Here is a 16,698-nt window from a genome sequence, read left to right on the forward strand (position 1 = left end):
TAGTGGAGTGTCATGGCTAATATCAGTCTTTCATTCGAAGAGATGTGGGAGAAAATCATCGCGTGTGATCGTAAATATGATGGTCAATTTTTTACAGCAGTTAAAACAACGAAAATATACTGCCGTCCTTCCTGCAGATCAAGAAAACCCAAAAAGATAAATGTAGAATTTTATTATGACATTCATGAAGTTGAAAAAGCGGGTTTTCGCGCTTGCAAAAGATGTCAGCCAGAAGTTGAGCATTCCCCGCATATTGAGGTTGTCAGAAATGTCATTACGTTCCTGATCAATCGTTATAAGCAAAATTTGATATTAAAAGATATTGCGAATCAAGTTGGTTTAAGCCCTTATTATTTAGAACGCTTGTTTAAACAAGAAACCTCAGAGACTCCACGTACTTATTTAGAAAAAATACGCATCGATAAAGCAGTTCACCTTCTTAAAAGCACAACCTTGACGAACCTTGAGATTTGCTATGAGGTGGGATTTCAGAGTCCTTCTAATTTTTATAAAGTGTTCCGAAGTTTAAAACATTGTTCACCTAGTGAATATCGAAAGGACCACCTAAATGAATTGGATTGATCATGAATCTTATATAGAAATTTATCCTCCTAAGGAATTTAATTTTGAAGAGTGTTTAATTTTTTTAGACAGGTCAAAACTGGAAGTCCTTCATCAAATTAAAGAGGGGTCAGTTTATAAACTGATAAAAGTTAAAGAATCTTTGATTTTATGTAAGATTGGATTCATTAATAATGTCATAAAAGTTGAATTTCCAATAGGCCCGCCATCCATACACTTTCGCAAAAAAGCAGCGGAGTATATTTGGGAATGGTTTGATTTAGATCAGGATTTAGAATCATTTTATCAAGCAGCTAATCAGGATAAAGTTTTGAAGAATCTTGCTCAAAAATACTATGGACTACGGATTATGTGTATTCCTGATTTATTTGAAGCGCTCGTATGGGCGATTATGGGACAGCAAATTAATTTAACATTTGCTTATACTTTAAAAAAACGCTTCGTTGAACAATATGGCGAAAGCCTGACATTTAAAGGGGAAATGTTTTGGTTATTTCCCTCATTTGAAAAAATAGCTTCACAAAACTTAGATGATTTAAGGAAACTTCAATTTACTAGCAGGAAGGCTGAATATATCATTGGCATTGCGAAAGCTATGACAAATGGCGAATTATCAAAAGAGTTATTGCTTCAGAAAAAAGATTTTCAGGAAATACGAAAATCATTAATGATGATAAGAGGGATCGGAGCATGGACGGCAGATTATGTGATGATGAAATGCCTGCACTACAACTCTTCCTTCCCAGTCTCAGATGTCGGCCTTCATAATGCATTAAAGAATTTATTAGGTCTTGAGAGGAAACCGACTATTGAAGAAATAGAGGAATATGCAGAAAATTGGGAAGGCTGGCAAGCGTATGCCACCTTTTATCTTTGGAGGTCCTTATATGACAAGAATACATAAATTAGACTATGAATCACCGATTGGCGTGATAGAAATAATCGGTACTGATAAAGTGATCAGTTCAATTATGTTCTCTGAAGACGAAAAAAAGGGGAATTTATTACATGCTGAAACGCCTGAGGTTTTAGCAGAATGCTATACCCAACTTGACGAATATTTTAAAGGAGCTCGCCATGAATTTACATTCCCTTATCAAATTGAAGGGACTGACTTTCAAAAAACTGTATGGGAAGCTTTAAAAGAAATTCCCTACGCTAAAACGGGATCTTATAAGGATATTGCCATTTCCATTGGGAATGAAAAAGCTATCAGAGCTGTAGGGAGTGCAAATGGAAAAAACAAGTTGAGCATTGTCCTTCCTTGTCACAGAATAATCGGCTCTAATGGGAAACTAACTGGTTATGCAGGAGGTCTGTGGAGAAAAGAATGGCTGCTTCAACATGAGAAATCTTGCAAAAAGACACATAGGTAGATGCAAAAAACCTTAACGTACCTCATTGGATCTAACCGTACTATAAGTAAATAAGTATAAAAAGATAAATTAAATTTTGATCCCCTTACTGACCGAACTTATTAAAAAATATTGAGTTGAACCACTTCTTAGGTTCAACTTTTTTTATTTTTGTTTTGTTAACACAGTAAGCAAGCAGAAGAGGTGTCCCTATACTTCTTTGGAATATGAGTGCAAGATAAGGAAATAATAGTGAATATCTGGCATTTAAGGAGTTTTTCAGGAATGAGTTTCTTTAAACAGAATTCATCTTTATCTAGCCGTTCAAGTGAAGTAGGACAACTGTCCAATGATATTGAAGAGAATATAAGAAAGTTACAAAAACATTTTTGCCATACAGAAGATTTATTGAAAAAAGAACTGATATTTAATGACGAGAAATGTGCCATTCTTTACATTGATTCGATGTTGAACAAGGAACTTCTCCAATCTTCTGTTATTGACCCTATTTTAGATGTGAAGACCGGTGATATTAAAAATGCTGTTCTTGCTGCAGAACTAAAAATGACTTCAATGATTTCAGAAGCAGGAAAAAACCTGTTAGATGGATTCTGTGTAATTTTACTAGAAAATGATTCCCAGGCTTTTATGGCATCAGTAGGAGGAATAGAAGGAAGGTCTATTCAAGAGCCTATTAATGAGCGGAACATCAAAAGTTCTCATGATGGATTCGTTGAAAGCATTAGTTCAAATTTGCATCTTTTAAGAAAGAGGATTAAAAGTCCACAATTAAAGATCAAATATTTTACAATCGGAAATCTTACTCAAACGAAGGTCGGAATGCTTTATTTAGATAATCTTGCAAATACAGAGCTTATTAACGAAGTGGAACGGAGATTAACATCAATCGAAATTGATCAGCTCTATACAACTGGTGAATTACAGGATCTTATTGAAGATCATCCTTTTTCACCTTTTCCCCATATATTGGCTACAGAAAGACCAGACAGAGCGGTGTCTTATTTAACAGAAGGGAAAGTCACGATCATTATTGATGGTAATCCGCGTGTGATGATTGTCCCAATAACGTTTTTTGCGTTTTATCAAACACCAGATGATTATAATAGCAGATGGTTAGTTGGTTCTTTCTTCCGACTAATCCGCATGTTAAGTTTTATTGTATCGATTAGCTTGCCTGCTACCTATATAGCAATCGTTTCGTTCCACTCTGAAGTGCTTCCAATTGGAATTCTATACTCAATAAGGGTTTCATTAGAATATGTTCCATTTCCTCCATTAGTCGAAGCTTTAGCGATGCAAATCATTTTAGAACTGTTAAAAGAAGCTTCCATTCGACTGCCTTCACCTATCGCTCAAACAATTGGAATAGTAGGAGGATTAGTTATTGGGACTGCTGTAGTAGATGCCCATATCGTATCAAATATGATGATCGTCGTTATAGGCTTTACGGCTATTGCCGCATTTGTGGCTCCAATGATTGAGATGGGAACAAGTGCTAGGTTATTAGGTTTCCCGACAATGGTCGCTGCATCTTTATTTGGTTTTTTTGGGATTGTATTAGTGTTAATGTTGATATTTATGCATTTGTGTAAATTAGATTCCTTTGGAACGCCTTATTTTTCACCTTTAGCTCCATTAAAGAAAGAAGGATTAAAGGATTCATTGCTAAGACTTCCATTATGGAAAATGAATACTCGACCGACTGACGCAAAACCAGCTTACGCAAATCAACAAGGGCAAACAAGGGCGTGGAAGAAGAAATGATGAGAAAAAATAATTCCATAACAAAATTTCAGGTGTTTTTTATATTAATTCAAAGCCAAATTGGCGTAGGTCTTTTATCATTACCGAATGTCGTGCATAAGACTACTAACGGAGACGCCTGGATTTCTACGTTGATTGCAGGTGTGGGTGTGCAAATCATGCTCGTTGTCTATTGGCAGCTGCTAAAACGATTTCCAAATCTTGTTTATACAGAGATCACTCATATGATAGTCGGACGTTTTTTAGGGAGGGTGTTTAACCTTTTTATCTATTTGAATTTCATCCTTGTCGGAGGTCTAGCCAGTATTTTATTTATTAAAATCATTAACTTATGGTTACTGCCGTTGACTCCTGATTGGATCATAGCCTTACTCATCCTTGCCGCTTGTATTTATTTAACGATTAGTGATTTAAGAATCATTGCCAGATTCTTTGTCCTGGCAACTTCCTTAATCATATTATTATTGTTTACTTCTTTATTAAATTGGTTTACTCCAAAAGAGTTTCAATACATTCTGCCAATCGGCAGTTCTGGATTCATGAATATTTTAATTGGAAGTAAGAATTCTCTTCTTGCGATGTTGGGTTTTGAAGGATTGCTATTTATATTTCCATTCATTATTCAAAATAAAAAAGGAGTAGTAAAGACAATATCATTGGCCAATATTTTTATTACCCTTTTTTACACCTACTTTATCTTTCTTACACTAATCAGTTTCAGTCCAGATCAGTTGGCACAAATGAGAGAACCCATTTTAAATTTACTTAGAGGAATAACTTATAATATGGTGGATCGGGTGGATCTAATTTTCCTGTCGATATGGATTGTTCCAATGGCTAACTCCATTATTGCGTACTTATTTTTTGCCAGCAAAAGTATGAATGTAGAAAAAAAGAATTACAAAAAGGCAGTCTTGTTTAATGGATTTATTATCTTTTTGATTACATTGATTCCACATGATGATGTGATTATTACTCTTTTTAATACATATGTTTCTTATTTAAACTATTTGGTTGTTTTTATCATCCCAACTTTACTTTTAATCCTGTCTTTTCTTTTTAAAAAGCATGAAAGTAGTGAACCCACTTGAGAAAAATGCTCTTTATAACTTTATTTATTACCCTCAATATATTGACTGGCTGTTGGGACCAGCAACTTCTTGTGAATCGAACGCTAGTGAACGGAATTAGTGTAGATATAACTGAAGAGGGAAAAATTGAATCAGCCATTCGAGTATTAAACATACAAAGTAAGGGGGGAGGACAATTTGAAATACAAGATGAATTGGTCGAAGCAGTAAGACAAACCCCGGTTGGTTTAGGAATAGATTTAGATAGTAAAATTATTGGTGAAATTGATGCGAGTAAAGCGCACGTTGTAATTATAGGTGAAGAAATAGCCAAAAAAGGGATTCACCCTTTTATTGAGTTTTTTTACCGTGATATGGATTCCTATATGTCTTCCAAAATTGTCATAAGTAAAGGCAAAGCGAAAGATCTTCTTTCCATGGAGAAAGAAAAAAGCCCGATTGCATTTGTCATCTTACAACTGCTAAATGGAGCGGAATCGGATACGGTCATACCGAAAGAAACTACATTTTCAGTGTGGAAAAAAATACTGGATCCTGGTAAAGATATGATTTTGCCTTATCTTGAAAAAGTAGAGGGAAATAAAATTCAAGCAGCAGGAGTTGCGCTATTTCACAATGATCAATATACCGGTACAACCTTATCAAAAGAAAAAAGCAGTTTGTTATTATCCTTAATGAATCAATTAGACAAGACAAACAAAATGGCTTTAATGCTCGAACCTGAAGGCAATGGCCGATCCATCTCTTTTGATACAATAAATTTGAGTCGAAACTTAGAAGTCCTGGTGGATAAGGATGATAAAATCATTTGTAAAATTGATGTTAAGATGAGTGTGGAAGTAGGCAGTTATCCTCAAGATTTTAATAAAGAACTTAATATCAAAAAACTAAATAAAGATTTATCGGATGAATTAACCAAACAAGCAAAGGAAATAACAAACACTTTATTACAAGCCAATTGTGATGCGCTGGGAATTGGAAGACAAATTTCTAGTTTTCACCCGAAATTATGGAAGAAAATCAATTGGGAAGATGAATATAAAAATGTTTATTTTGAACCGACTGTAAAGGTAAACATCATAAAAACAGGAAATGTATTTTAGATTTATTTAACACTTTAAGATGCGAGGTAAAAAGTTTCCATTTAGATTTATTACGCTGAACCATACCACATGTTAATTAAGGTTTTAGGATACAAAAGAAATAATCAGTCATTAAAATGAAAATCCCTTAAAACAGTTAATTTTTAAGGGGTTTTCTTTAGTATATAGAATTTTCGGCCTGATCATTAAGGAGTTTATACATCTAATTGTGAGGATGGATGTTATGATTATTGGTCAGAATACCCAACCGAAAGAGCCTGGTATTTCCATAAAACTTCACTAATAAGGTGAATCTGGGTTTCCTGGCATTGAATAACGACCGTAACCTCATGAGTGTTTTCCGTTTGACTGGTGTGGTTTTTCAGTTTTTTAAACAAAAGGTTTGCAATCAGTCCTATTGCAAATCCAATTCCCGCGCCAATAAGACCCCAAATGATTGGACCAAGGCTAAGTGCAAAACCAGTGCTTGCTCCAATAACTGCTCCCCCAGTCCCACTGGCGATCCCTATTTCAAATGCATGTGGCTCATTTGGTTTATGACGACGTATCTCATTGTTGGAATCCATGAACACAACGAGGATATGCTCTCTTAAAATGGAGTTGCTCTCTAATTCAGCTAATGCTTGCTCTAATTCGATTGATTGTTCAAATATGCCGAAGATCAACATGGACAAGCACCTGCTTAGGGAAAAATTCGAAGTTTGGTCTTCTGGTATCGATTGGAAAGGTGTTGGCGCTGCTCGATCAGAAAAAGTTGATTGTGTTCAATGGTGGTACGGTAAACATGGTAGATGGAGCCGCCCATAACAGATGGCATAAATAAAAGCCAATGTGGTTGGAGCATGGAAATAGATTGATCAAGCTGACCATGAAAAAGGATTAAGAGAGATTCGTGCGTTCTTGACAAACTGATATAAACCCACCACCAAAACATCGCATAGAAAGCAAGTCCAAACCGATGGTTATATAATTGCCCTAAACCTGGGAAGAAGAAAGAGTAAACGGCTCCAAGGATAGGGCTTTTCATTTCAAGGTATTGAATTTCAGACAGAGAAATATTCAAACAAGAAATTTTTTTATTCTCCAATCTTGCCAGATGATAAAGCTTATTTTGGTAAATGGCTGATCGAAAACTATCTCCTATCGCAATTAAATAGATGACAAGATATCCGAAAGCCCATTTGGGTTCAAGCACTGATTTTGCAAGTTCAAACTGCCCGCAAAAAGAATAGACCATTGCTTCGTTAATATGAGCTAAAGTATTTATGATTACTTCAGATAGGGTTAATAATGTTCCGCGTAAATACTGATTAAGTAAATAGTGCCCAAAACCAGGAAAAACAGCAGACCACCAGGCAACCATGTATGGATTCTGCAGTTTCAAATGTGTAATGCCGAATGTGCCAATTTTTATAAGAGGTCTTCGCACTTGACTATCCATTTTTGAATTCCTTCATATTTAATTTCTTTCCCTTTGTAAAGTAGGTTACCCATTAATAAAATGGGTATGTATTATTTTCCAGTAGAAATGATTCTTCCTGTTTCTTGCTCAATGAGCAATCTTTTTTATGTAACTCATAAAACCTTTGAATATAGAAATAAATGGGAAAGTTTTATGCTAAAATATACATATACTTTTAAACCTGAAAAGGGTGATCGTTTGGGAAAAATCGCACTTATTCAAAGCCAGGTCTATATGTCCTATTCTACTAAAACGGACATCCGTCCTTTACTAGAGAGTTTTGATTTCATTAACCCGGAAGATATTATTCTATATACTGCCCATAATATTTCGAGGCTTAGGCATGATCTTACTGATCGGGAGATTTCTGCTGTTATTTTTTCATCCAATTCATTAAGTGAGAAAACGATTAAGGATGAAGTTGGATCTGAGGGGTTCAAGCAAATTTTTGATGGTTTTCTTTCTCAGGGAAAAGGATGTTTGATCCTTCACCAGTTGAATTCAATACCCAAAAATTTTTATGAACCGTTCCCTTCGTTTGAATTTCTGCCAATGGAATCGCCAAAGGCTGTTCGAAGAAAAGAGGAGGCAATCAGCGGGGATATAAAGAGTACAAGATTATCAGAAATTCATCCTCTTTTTCATTACCCAAATACCGTGTCCCTGGATGAACTTAAACAATATTGCAGTAAAATGAAGGGTTTGTATTGGCACTATCTGGACCATTCTGAATCGACTGCTGACTGGGAAATCCTTTTGCATGATGAGGACAATCATCAATCAAGCAGGGCATTGCTCCTGGCTACGAGGGAAACATCCAAGTACCGCGCGGTGATTTCTTCTTTAAATCTTGATTGGCAAAAAGAAACGGTTTTACTAAAAAATTTAGTCAAGTTTGTGATCGATGGTAAATGCAATACAGCAATCATAAGGGATAAAGCAAGTAAGAGCATGGCTTTTGAATTCTTCATTGAAACGTTAAATTCGCTTAATTATCGCTATCAGGAATATGAACTTTCCAATGGGAAAATTGAAGAACTGAAAAAACAAATCCACCAGGGGACCCACTCCATTATTGTTCTGGGTCCTACCAATTCAAATACTGCAAATGAAGAAAAGGACGAATTAATAAAGGGAATCGATGTTTTTCTTCAACCATTTATTACGTCAGGGAAAGTAAAATATATTGGGATTGAATCCAATGAAAAAAGCTTAAAACAATTTTTTGTAGCCGGAAGGGAAAAATCGGCACTAAAAATCCTTCAGGACACAGAAATTAAGATTCATAGCATTCTTAAAGAAGGAAAATTAATTGATGATAGCTTCTGGAATTCTGTCGATACTTTAAAGATACATAAGGCATTGGAAGATCAAAACGTTGCCTATACAGAATTTACAAAGGATTTGGTTCAGCCAATCCTGGACAGTGTGACTACGGACTCCTATCTTGGCCTGTTAGTCCCAACTTCTGCTTTATTATGGCTGCGGGCTACTTATGGTGTAAATCAAGAGCACTCTCAAAACACCATCAACTGGATAAAGCAGTCGTTAATAAGTGGGGATGAAATAGATTCTGAATGTATTGTAGCCTGTAATACCTTTTTAGAGCTGGAGTTGGAGGCGGAATTTGCAACCGAACAATTGAGAAGGCTGATCTACAATCGAGATGTAAACAGTTTTAATGAAATTGAGATGATCCATTGCATCAAAGCAGCCATTTTATTAAAAGACATCCACCTGATCAGGCAGTTTGTAACCGCCTTGGAGTCAAAAAGAAATCAGGAAGATCTATGGATCGATATTTCTATCTCCGCAACGATCGTCAATTTACTGCTCGAAGCGCTGATTATTCTAAAAGAACATGAGACAGACACGAAGGATTTTGAGAAAACAATCGAAAATCTGGTTTTCCCAACGATCATTATCATGCAGAAACTATCCAAACAAGGAGCAGATAACCAGTTCTATTGGGACAACAAGGCGAACACCACTTTAAAATGTGTAAGTGCCATTTTAAATTTTGAAGAGTTAATGGACATTCCTGTAACGGAAATGGTTCAATCCCTGGTTAGCTACTCTCAGACAGGTAATCAAATCGTCGACAATAAAACGGCACTGTCCATTATTGAGGATTACAGAAAAGACATCACAATCTTGAATCAGAAAAATGTTGAGCTGGAGAAGCAGCTAAAAGAAGAACAAGGAAGGAAAGTAGAATTAGAGGAAGAAAAACAAAAGCTGGTGGTCAGGAATGACCAATTGATGGCCAAGAACGATGAATATGAAGACCAGATCGGAAAACAAGATTTCCGTTTGAACTTCTGGAAAGTCGTAATTGCTCTGGGTAGTGTATCCTTAATCATCCTGATATTCATAGCAATCTATATGCTCAATAACAAAGAAGCATTTTGGGATATCATCGACTTTTATAAAAAATATAAAGTCGATCTTCTGAAAACGATCGGAACGATATTCACAGGATTAATAAGCATCACTACCACGAATATGTTCAGGAAGAGGTATAGAAGAGCCGGGGGTTCTGGAGAAAGTATTTAAGTTGACCTTCCTGTAAATATCAGAAACCAAGGACTTAGCCCCATTAAAAAGCGAGTTCAGGCCTTGGTTTTCGTTTTTTTGTGTAATTCGGAAGGGGTTCTGCTTTTTTACCAGCATAAAATGGTTTATAATTATCAGATAATAGTAGATATTTTGATATATTAATCATTATAATAGATTATGTTATGGTTTAATTAGGACGGAAAAAGGTGCGTTCCGGGGTGAAGCCAGTATTTTGTGCCACCTGTGGAGTGATGCCTGCTCTTTTTGCAAATAAAGGGGACAAGGAAGGTTATTATGAGCAACTCACAGAATATAACAGACGTTATCTTAATTGGTGCCGGAGTCATGAGTGCGACATTGGGAGCCTTACTGAAAGAGTTAGCACCGGAATGGGAAATCAAAGTGTTTGAGAAGCTTGCTGCCGCTGGAGAAGAAAGCTCTAACGAGTGGAATAATGCCGGTACTGGTCATGCTGCACTTTGTGAACTTAACTACACACCTGAGAAACCGGACGGATCCATTGATATTAGCAAAGCGATTAAAACGAATGAACAGTTTCAACTTTCAAGACAGTTTTGGTCATATCTTGTAAACAGCAACCTTATTCACAATCCGCATGAATTTATCATGCCAATTCCACATATGAGCTTAGTAGAAGGCGAGAAAAACGTATCGTTTTTGAAAAAACGATTTAAAGCGCTTTCACCTCTTCCTTTGTTTGAGGGGATGGAATATACCGAAGACCCTGAAAAATTGATGGAATGGCTCCCGCTTGTAATGGATGGCCGCACATCAAAAGAGCCGATTGCGGCAACAAAAATCGATTCTGGAACGGATGTCAATTTTGGTGCGTTAACACGCACGCTGTTTGACCATTTGAAGAAAAAAAATGTCGAGATTAACTATAAGCATAGTGTCAAAGATATCAAACGTACGAACGACGGCTCGTGGGATGTGAAGGTGAAAGATCTTGATAGCGGCAAAATCGAACATCATAAAGCCAAATTCGTCTTTATCGGAGGCGGAGGCGGCAGCTTGCCATTGCTGCAAAAAACCGGTATCCCTGAGTCAAAGCAAATCGGCGGCTTCCCTGTAAGCGGACTATTCATGGTCTGCAACAATCCGGAAGTAGTAGAGCAGCACCATGCAAAAGTGTACGGCAAAGCGAAGGTCGGTGCTCCGCCAATGTCTGTGCCGCATCTTGACACAAGATTCATCGACAACAAAAAGTCATTGCTGTTTGGACCATTTGCCGGCTTCACACCAAAGTTCCTGAAAACGGGTTCGAACATGGATTTGATTGGTTCTGTAAAGCCGAACAATGTCATCACGATGCTGGCAGCAGGGATGAAGGAAATGGCGTTGACAAAGTACCTGATTGAGCAGGTCATGCTATCACATGAAAAGCGGATGGAAGAACTTCGTGAGTTTATCCCGAACGCTAAAAGCGAGGACTGGAGTATCGTGGTAGCCGGACAGCGTGTTCAGGTTATCAAAGATACTGAGGTTGGCAAGGGAACCCTTCAGTTTGGTACGGAAGTCGTGAGCGCATCTGACGGGTCTATCGCTGCCCTGCTCGGTGCATCTCCAGGTGCATCCACAGCCGTACACGTCATGCTTGAAGTATTGGAAAAATGCTTCCCTGAGCATATGTTTACGTGGAAAGCCAAAATACAGGAAATGATTCCGTCATATGGTGTGTCACTAGTGGACAACCCAGAGCTTTTCCATGAGATTCATGAATCAACAGCCAAGACGCTGGGCTTAAACGAAAAAGTAAAAGTCTATAGTTGATAATGCAAATGCCGAAACAAGGTGTTCAAAAAAATATTATTGTTATAACCTTTAATCCATCTTGGATTAAAGGTTATTTTTTATTCTTCGCTGTTAGGTCGGCTGCAGTGACCATATCATGAAACCCTATTCAACGTGTGTAAAGGAGAGCAAGAAGAAATCATTATGGTGATTTAGGTCCTGGTTTGATTATTTATATAAAAAAACTTTAAGGATGTCTTTACTATCCAGAGTGGCAAGCAGCACGTTTTTCACCTCTGTCTGATAGACCCTTTCTAAATTTGAAACAACCCAACCTTCATCCTTCTGAACTTGATTTAATACCTTGTAATTTATTTTCCCTTCTTTAATGATCGTCCTTGGAAAATTGAATGGCTCTGTTGGCATTTGCATTGAGGCTGGTGTGAGTGGTTCATATTTCGGATCTAAAAAAACGGATAATTTTCCGTCAGCCTCCCAAATCGCTATGGCTACTTTTTTTACATCTTCAATTGTTCTCTCACGCAGCTCTTCCAATAATACATCAATGGATATCCTTGCTTTTTTCAATCCTTTAGTAAGGATTTCTCCGTTCTCAACTACGGTAATTGGTGGATGATTAAGTAACCTTCTAAACCATGGAAATTTAAGGATCATAAAAATTCCTGCAAGATAAAAAGACAATAATGAAACGGTTGTAATTATTGATCCCTTTAACCCTAGATGTTCGTCTGATAGGGGATGGGCAATAATGTTCCCAATTACTAAAGCAATGGCAAAATCCAGAGGTCTTAATTGGGAGATGGCTCTTTGGCCTAGAGCTTTAGTTACGATTAATAAAACGAAAAAACCAACAACAGCTCGAAGAATCCACTCAATGGCAGTAAGTGATTCCTGACTTTGAAAAAAATCCATTCAAGTTACATCCTTTCCCCCAGAAGCTACCACTTAGTTTATCTCTCATGTTCTGCTATTAATCAAAAAAATATTGAGTAAAGATGCATCAAAAAAAAGCCGCTCCACTGCAATAAAGCAGCAAAGCGACTTTTCTTAGTTCCGGATGAGATAATCAAACGCACCCAATGCTGCGGTGGCACCTGATCCCATCGAAATGATGATTTGCTTGTATGGGCTGTCTGTGCAGTCGCCTGCAGCGAATACGCCTGGCAGGTCTGTTGCGCCGTGCTTGTCCACTACGATCTCACCGAAGCGAGTGCGTTCAAGCGTATTGCCCAGCCATTCTGTGTTTGGTACAAGACCGATTTGGACGAATACACCTTGTAATTCAACATGGTGCTCAGCTCCTGTCGAACGGTCAATGTACGTAATACCGTTTACTTTGTCAGTTCCAGTAATTTCTTTTGTTTGAGCGTTCATTACGACAGTGACGTTCGGAAGGCTGCGGAGGCGATCTTGTAAAACTGCGTCAGCTTTGAGTTCAGGATTGAACTCAATTACTGTTACATGGTTTACGATACCTGCAAGGTCAATCGCCGCCTCAACACCAGAGTTTCCTCCGCCGATTACAGCAACGTCTTTTCCTTCGAACAATGGACCGTCACAGTGAGGGCAGTAAGCAACCCCTTTATTCTTGAACTCAGCTTCGCCTGGTACGCCAATATTGCGCCAGCGTGCACCAGTGGAAAGGATTACGGTCTTGCTCTTAAGAACAGCACCGTTCTCAAGTTCAACTTCAATAAGGTCCTTCTTTTCCAAACGCTTGGCACGCTGCAGGTTCATGACATCAATGCCATACTCCTTTACATGCTCCTCAAGGCTTGCGACGAGCTTAGGGCCTTCGGTATGCTTCACACTGATGAAGTTCTCAATGCCCAAAGTGTCCATCACCTGTCCGCCAAAGCGTTCCGCAATGATCCCTGTACGGATGCCTTTACGAGCCGTATAGATGGCTGCACTTGCGCCAGCAGGGCCTCCGCCGACAACAAGGACATCGTATGGTTCTTTATCATTTAGCTCAGATGCATCAGGACCGCTGCCCATCTTGGCGAGGATTTCTTCGATCGACATACGGCCGCTTCCGAAGGATTCGCCATTCAAAAATACGGTAGGAACGGCCATGACCTGTTTGCTTTCAACTTCCTCTTTAAAAGCTGCGCCGTCAATCATGGTATGTGTGATGCCAGGATTCAGGATGCTCATTAAGTTCAAAGCTTGTACAACATCAGGGCAGTTGTGACAGCTTAAGCTGATATAAGATTCGAAGCGGTATTCGCCTTGAATGTTTTTAACTTGTTCGATGACTTTCTGGTCAACCTTAGGAGCTCTGCCGCTCACCTGGAGCAAAGCAAGAACAAGTGAAGTGAATTCATGCCCTAAAGGAATTCCGGCGAAAGTCACCCCTGTTTCTTCACCGATCCGGTTCACACTGAAGCTAGGGGTTCTTTCCAATTCAGCATGCTCGACTTTAATGTTGGATGACATTGTAGCCAATTCGTCCACCAAAGCCAGCATGTCACGTGAAACTTCATCTGATCCAGCGCTGACTTTTAGCAGCACATCGCCCTCCATCAGTTGAAGATATTGGGCTAATTGCGCTTTGATTTCCGCATCTAATAACATGGAGCTTGCTCCTTAAATCTTTCCTACAAGATCAAGGCTTGGCTTAAGTGTAGCAGCACCTTCCTGCCATTTAGCCGGGCAAACTTCACCTGGGTTGTTGCGAACGTATTGTGCTGCCTTAAGCTTGCTTACAACCTGGCTAGCGTCACGGCCGATTCCGCCTGCGTTGATTTCGACAGTCTGGATCACGCCGTCTGGATCGATGATGAATGTTCCGCGCTCAGCAAGACCATCTTCTTCGTTCAATACTTCGAAGTTACGGGAAATCTTCTGTGAAGGATCTCCAATCATGATGTACTCGATTTTACCGATTGCTTCTGAGTGGTCATGCCATGCTTTGTGAGTGAAGTGAGTATCAGTAGAAACAGAGTAAACTTCTGCTCCCATTTCTTTTAATGTTGCATATTGGTTTTGAAGATCTTCAAGTTCAGTAGGGCATACGAATGTGAAGTCTGCAGGGTAGAAGCAAACTACGCTCCACTTGCCTTTTAAGTTTTCTTCAGAAACAGTGATGAACTCTCCGTTGTGGAATGCTTGTGCAGTAAATGGTAGTACTTCTTTGCCGATTAATGACATATGAATGTCCTCCTTAAAATTGGTTTTGATTATTGGTGAAATAGTTCTCTGAGGTTAATCAGTTAACTATTCAATAAACTAGAATAATTCTAATTCGGTAATTATTATCATATAGCACTCGTTATTTTGTCAAGTGATAAGGTCATTTTGTTTAATAGTCTCCAAAATACCGGCTTTATCTATTGTGGACTTGTTAAGGAAATAACATGCTATCAAATGACAGAATTTTTTTGGTATCTTTAAATCTATTTTAACAAAAGGCTGGTCAGTGTTTCCAATAATGTAGTTCAAATGTCGAAACATCATTTTTATTAAATCAATCAGATACGTATTTTATATTTTCAGTTCATTTTGGGTCCTGATTTTTATATAGTATTAGTAGAGAGAAAATTCTGAATAGGGGGGTGGATCCATGGACTCTGCTGATCATTTATCATCTTTCCCTTATCCATTTGGTGAGAGCGATGTTTACAGGTACTCGAATAATGCGGTTCCTTTAAATCCGCCGAATGCAATAGAGGTTACAGATGGCTATATTGATGAAATTATTTTAAAGAGAGATTTGCTGAACAAATATCCAGCCAGATGTTACTATTCCGCACCCCACACACTGGATGCACAGTGGGAAGCCATGGATTTAATCCTCCATAACCTTGTAAGTTTCTATCCTGAAAAATTCGAACTGTATAAGCAAGATGATCAATGGGTATTCACCAACAATCATATGAATGAAAAGGTGACTTTCACATATGGAGACCTTTCAACGCTTGATGCAGAGCCTCTCGATTTTATTGGCAGGCATGTTCAGGAGGATTTAATCATCATGATGCAGCGGGACGGTGACCTGTTTTTAGATGCAGGACAGCTCTGTTTTCCCGCCAATTGGTCACTTTTTTTTGATGCGGGTATGTCTTTTAAGGAAATCCATTCGCCAATCCCTAATTTCCGATCCGGTTCCCTTGATGAGCGGATTCTGCAATTTTTGATGCGTATCGAAGCAGGCAGTCCATGGGGCAGGAAAAATTGGTCTCTAATGGCCGGGAACAGAATGGATACATCACTTGAGACTTTTGCTGAATGGGGCCAGATGCGTAAGAAAGTAACGAAGGAGAATGCAGGCGAACTCGTTCACTTAAGAGTTGAAGTACAAAAATTGTTCCGCCTTCCAAAAAGCAATGCCATCTTGTTTACCATCCATTCACATTTGATGGCATTGGAAAAATTCATTCAGCATCGACCCTGGCTTGAGCAATTTTATCGTATTCTTCACGAGCTTCCTGATTTTATTACGGACTATAAAGGAATTTCCCTTTATCGCAACCAGGTACTTCAATACTTAGAAGAGGAATTGAAAAAGAGATGATGGAGAAAGAGCTTCAATTCGCTAAGGGGAAGAGGAAATTCTTGTTTTGTGCTGATGTATTGGGGGCGGAATCATTATATGATTTCGTCCGCGAGGCAATGGAAGAAGGGATTCCATTTGATTTTCATAGAATTGAAGGAGAACCTGATTCCTGCCTCGAGACCTTGTTCAGCCAGCAAAAGATGGGAACGTACTTGTACATATCAGGCGGGACGGAATTTGTAAAAAACGTAGAGAATTTCGCGCGTCAGGCTGGATTTACGAAACATGAGTGGCAGATGAAGGTCATCGGACCGGGTAAGAAGAAACTGGTGTGCTGTACATGTCATAGCTTCAATGATTTCAACAATGAATTGTCTATCATTTGTAAAAATTGCCGACAAGAGCTTGAAGTTTCAGGGCATTACTCCCGCAGGCTGGACGCCTATCTGGGATCTGTCTCGATTAATAAATCAGGAGGAACTTAAGG

15 protein-coding genes are annotated in these 16,698 nt (G+C 38.5%); 10 read left to right on the top strand and 5 right to left on the bottom strand.

The genetic code is table 11. The features are described from left to right. Positions 1 to 12 precede the first annotated feature (12 nt). The 6 genes from ACXAEA_RS01805 to ACXAEA_RS01830 all read left to right on the top strand — a co-directional run bounded on the left by ACXAEA_RS01805 (position 13) and on the right by ACXAEA_RS01830 (position 5,916). Positions 13 to 582, top strand: coding sequence for a bifunctional transcriptional activator/DNA repair enzyme AdaA (locus ACXAEA_RS01805; RefSeq protein ID WP_475094233.1), 570 nt, complete (start codon positions 13 to 15; stop codon positions 580 to 582). Next, positions 569 to 1,486: a DNA-3-methyladenine glycosylase family protein gene (locus ACXAEA_RS01810; RefSeq protein ID WP_475094234.1), complete on the top strand. Its 918-nt coding sequence runs from the start codon at positions 569 to 571 to the stop codon at positions 1,484 to 1,486. Before ACXAEA_RS01805 ends, ACXAEA_RS01810 begins: the two co-directional genes overlap by 14 nt. After that, positions 1,470 to 1,958, top strand: a complete 489-nt coding sequence (locus tag ACXAEA_RS01815) for a methylated-DNA--[protein]-cysteine S-methyltransferase (RefSeq protein ID WP_475094235.1) — start codon at positions 1,470 to 1,472, stop codon at positions 1,956 to 1,958. Before ACXAEA_RS01810 ends, ACXAEA_RS01815 begins: the two co-directional genes overlap by 17 nt. Positions 1,959 to 2,222: 264 nt before the next feature. Next, entirely contained in the window at positions 2,223 to 3,722 is a 1,500-nt protein-coding gene (locus ACXAEA_RS01820) for a spore germination protein (RefSeq protein WP_475094236.1), read from the top strand. Continuing rightward, positions 3,707 to 4,813 (top strand): GerAB/ArcD/ProY family transporter, encoded by a 1,107-nt coding sequence (locus ACXAEA_RS01825; protein WP_475094237.1) that lies wholly within the window; start codon positions 3,707 to 3,709, stop codon positions 4,811 to 4,813. Before ACXAEA_RS01820 ends, ACXAEA_RS01825 begins: the two co-directional genes overlap by 16 nt. Before the next feature lie 5 nt (positions 4,814 to 4,818). After that, positions 4,819 to 5,916 (top strand): Ger(x)C family spore germination protein, encoded by a 1,098-nt coding sequence (locus tag ACXAEA_RS01830; protein ID WP_475098037.1) that lies wholly within the window; start codon positions 4,819 to 4,821, stop codon positions 5,914 to 5,916. A gap of 227 nt (positions 5,917 to 6,143) precedes the next feature. Here ACXAEA_RS01830 and ACXAEA_RS01835 read toward each other — a convergent pair whose 3' ends face one another. Together ACXAEA_RS01835 and ACXAEA_RS01840 are read right to left on the bottom strand one after the other, a co-directional pair. Then, positions 6,144 to 6,584, bottom strand: coding sequence for a hypothetical protein (locus tag ACXAEA_RS01835; protein ID WP_475094238.1), 441 nt, complete (start codon positions 6,582 to 6,584; stop codon positions 6,144 to 6,146). A 14-nt stretch (positions 6,585 to 6,598) separates the two neighbouring features. Then, a complete protein-coding gene (locus tag ACXAEA_RS01840; RefSeq protein WP_475094239.1) occupies positions 6,599 to 7,357 on the bottom strand; it encodes a hypothetical protein in 759 nt (252 codons plus the stop codon). 174 nt (positions 7,358 to 7,531) lie between these two features. Here ACXAEA_RS01840 and ACXAEA_RS01845 point away from each other — a divergent pair, with 174 nt between their 5' ends. Further along, positions 7,532 to 9,934 (top strand): hypothetical protein, encoded by a 2,403-nt coding sequence (locus ACXAEA_RS01845; protein ID WP_475094240.1) that lies wholly within the window; start codon positions 7,532 to 7,534, stop codon positions 9,932 to 9,934. A 297-nt stretch (positions 9,935 to 10,231) separates the two neighbouring features. Beyond that, positions 10,232 to 11,731, top strand: coding sequence for a malate:quinone oxidoreductase (locus ACXAEA_RS01850; protein ID WP_475094241.1), 1,500 nt, complete (start codon positions 10,232 to 10,234; stop codon positions 11,729 to 11,731). 189 nt (positions 11,732 to 11,920) lie between these two features. Here ACXAEA_RS01850 and ACXAEA_RS01855 read toward each other — a convergent pair whose 3' ends face one another. From ACXAEA_RS01855 to ahpC, 3 genes are all read right to left on the bottom strand, one after another. Then, positions 11,921 to 12,625: a DUF421 domain-containing protein gene (locus ACXAEA_RS01855; RefSeq protein WP_475094242.1), complete on the bottom strand. Its 705-nt coding sequence runs from the start codon at positions 12,623 to 12,625 to the stop codon at positions 11,921 to 11,923. Positions 12,626 to 12,760: 135 nt separating this feature from the next. After that, positions 12,761 to 14,290 carry an alkyl hydroperoxide reductase subunit F gene (gene ahpF / locus ACXAEA_RS01860; RefSeq protein WP_475094243.1) on the bottom strand — a complete coding sequence of 510 codons (1,530 nt, stop codon included), beginning with the start codon at positions 14,288 to 14,290 and terminating at the stop codon, positions 12,761 to 12,763. Between the two features lie 12 nt (positions 14,291 to 14,302). Beyond that, positions 14,303 to 14,866, bottom strand: coding sequence for an alkyl hydroperoxide reductase subunit C (ahpC, locus tag ACXAEA_RS01865; RefSeq protein WP_475094244.1), 564 nt, complete (start codon positions 14,864 to 14,866; stop codon positions 14,303 to 14,305). A 412-nt stretch (positions 14,867 to 15,278) separates the two neighbouring features. On the opposite strand from ahpC, the gene ACXAEA_RS01870 reads away from it, so the two are divergent. Further along, on the top strand, positions 15,279 to 16,229 hold the full coding sequence (locus ACXAEA_RS01870) for a heme-dependent oxidative N-demethylase family protein (RefSeq protein WP_475094245.1): 951 nt from the start codon (positions 15,279 to 15,281) through the stop codon (positions 16,227 to 16,229). Further along, positions 16,226 to 16,696, top strand: coding sequence for a dimethylamine monooxygenase subunit DmmA family protein (locus ACXAEA_RS01875; protein WP_475094246.1), 471 nt, complete (start codon positions 16,226 to 16,228; stop codon positions 16,694 to 16,696). Before ACXAEA_RS01870 ends, ACXAEA_RS01875 begins: the two co-directional genes overlap by 4 nt. Positions 16,697 to 16,698: the final 2 nt, after the last annotated feature.

It is taken from the genome of Mesobacillus sp. ABV4_180 (genome assembly GCF_056158485.1).

What these genes read in the sequence shown, in the direction of transcription:
- ACXAEA_RS01805 (WP_475094233.1), top strand. Translation starts at nt 13, where the DNA reads ATGGCTAATATCAGTCTTTCATTCGAAGAGATGTGGGAGAAAATCATC.
- ACXAEA_RS01810 (WP_475094234.1), top strand. Translation starts at nt 569, where the DNA reads ATGAATTGGATTGATCATGAATCTTATATAGAAATTTATCCTCCTAAG.
- ACXAEA_RS01815 (WP_475094235.1), top strand. Translation starts at nt 1,470, where the DNA reads ATGACAAGAATACATAAATTAGACTATGAATCACCGATTGGCGTGATA.
- ACXAEA_RS01820 (WP_475094236.1), top strand. Translation starts at nt 2,223, where the DNA reads ATGAGTTTCTTTAAACAGAATTCATCTTTATCTAGCCGTTCAAGTGAA.
- ACXAEA_RS01830 (WP_475098037.1), top strand. Translation starts at nt 4,819, where the DNA reads ATGCTCTTTATAACTTTATTTATTACCCTCAATATATTGACTGGCTGT.
- ACXAEA_RS01835 (WP_475094238.1), bottom strand. Translation starts at nt 6,584, where the DNA reads ATGTTGATCTTCGGCATATTTGAACAATCAATCGAATTAGAGCAAGCA.
- ACXAEA_RS01840 (WP_475094239.1), bottom strand. Translation starts at nt 7,357, where the DNA reads ATGGATAGTCAAGTGCGAAGACCTCTTATAAAAATTGGCACATTCGGC.
- ACXAEA_RS01845 (WP_475094240.1), top strand. Translation starts at nt 7,532, where the DNA reads ATGCTAAAATATACATATACTTTTAAACCTGAAAAGGGTGATCGTTTG.
- ACXAEA_RS01850 (WP_475094241.1), top strand. Translation starts at nt 10,232, where the DNA reads ATGAGCAACTCACAGAATATAACAGACGTTATCTTAATTGGTGCCGGA.
- ACXAEA_RS01855 (WP_475094242.1), bottom strand. Translation starts at nt 12,625, where the DNA reads ATGGATTTTTTTCAAAGTCAGGAATCACTTACTGCCATTGAGTGGATT.
- ahpF (WP_475094243.1), bottom strand. Translation starts at nt 14,290, where the DNA reads ATGTTATTAGATGCGGAAATCAAAGCGCAATTAGCCCAATATCTTCAA.
- ahpC (WP_475094244.1), bottom strand. Translation starts at nt 14,866, where the DNA reads ATGTCATTAATCGGCAAAGAAGTACTACCATTTACTGCACAAGCATTC.
- ACXAEA_RS01870 (WP_475094245.1), top strand. Translation starts at nt 15,279, where the DNA reads ATGGACTCTGCTGATCATTTATCATCTTTCCCTTATCCATTTGGTGAG.
- ACXAEA_RS01875 (WP_475094246.1), top strand. Translation starts at nt 16,226, where the DNA reads ATGATGGAGAAAGAGCTTCAATTCGCTAAGGGGAAGAGGAAATTCTTG.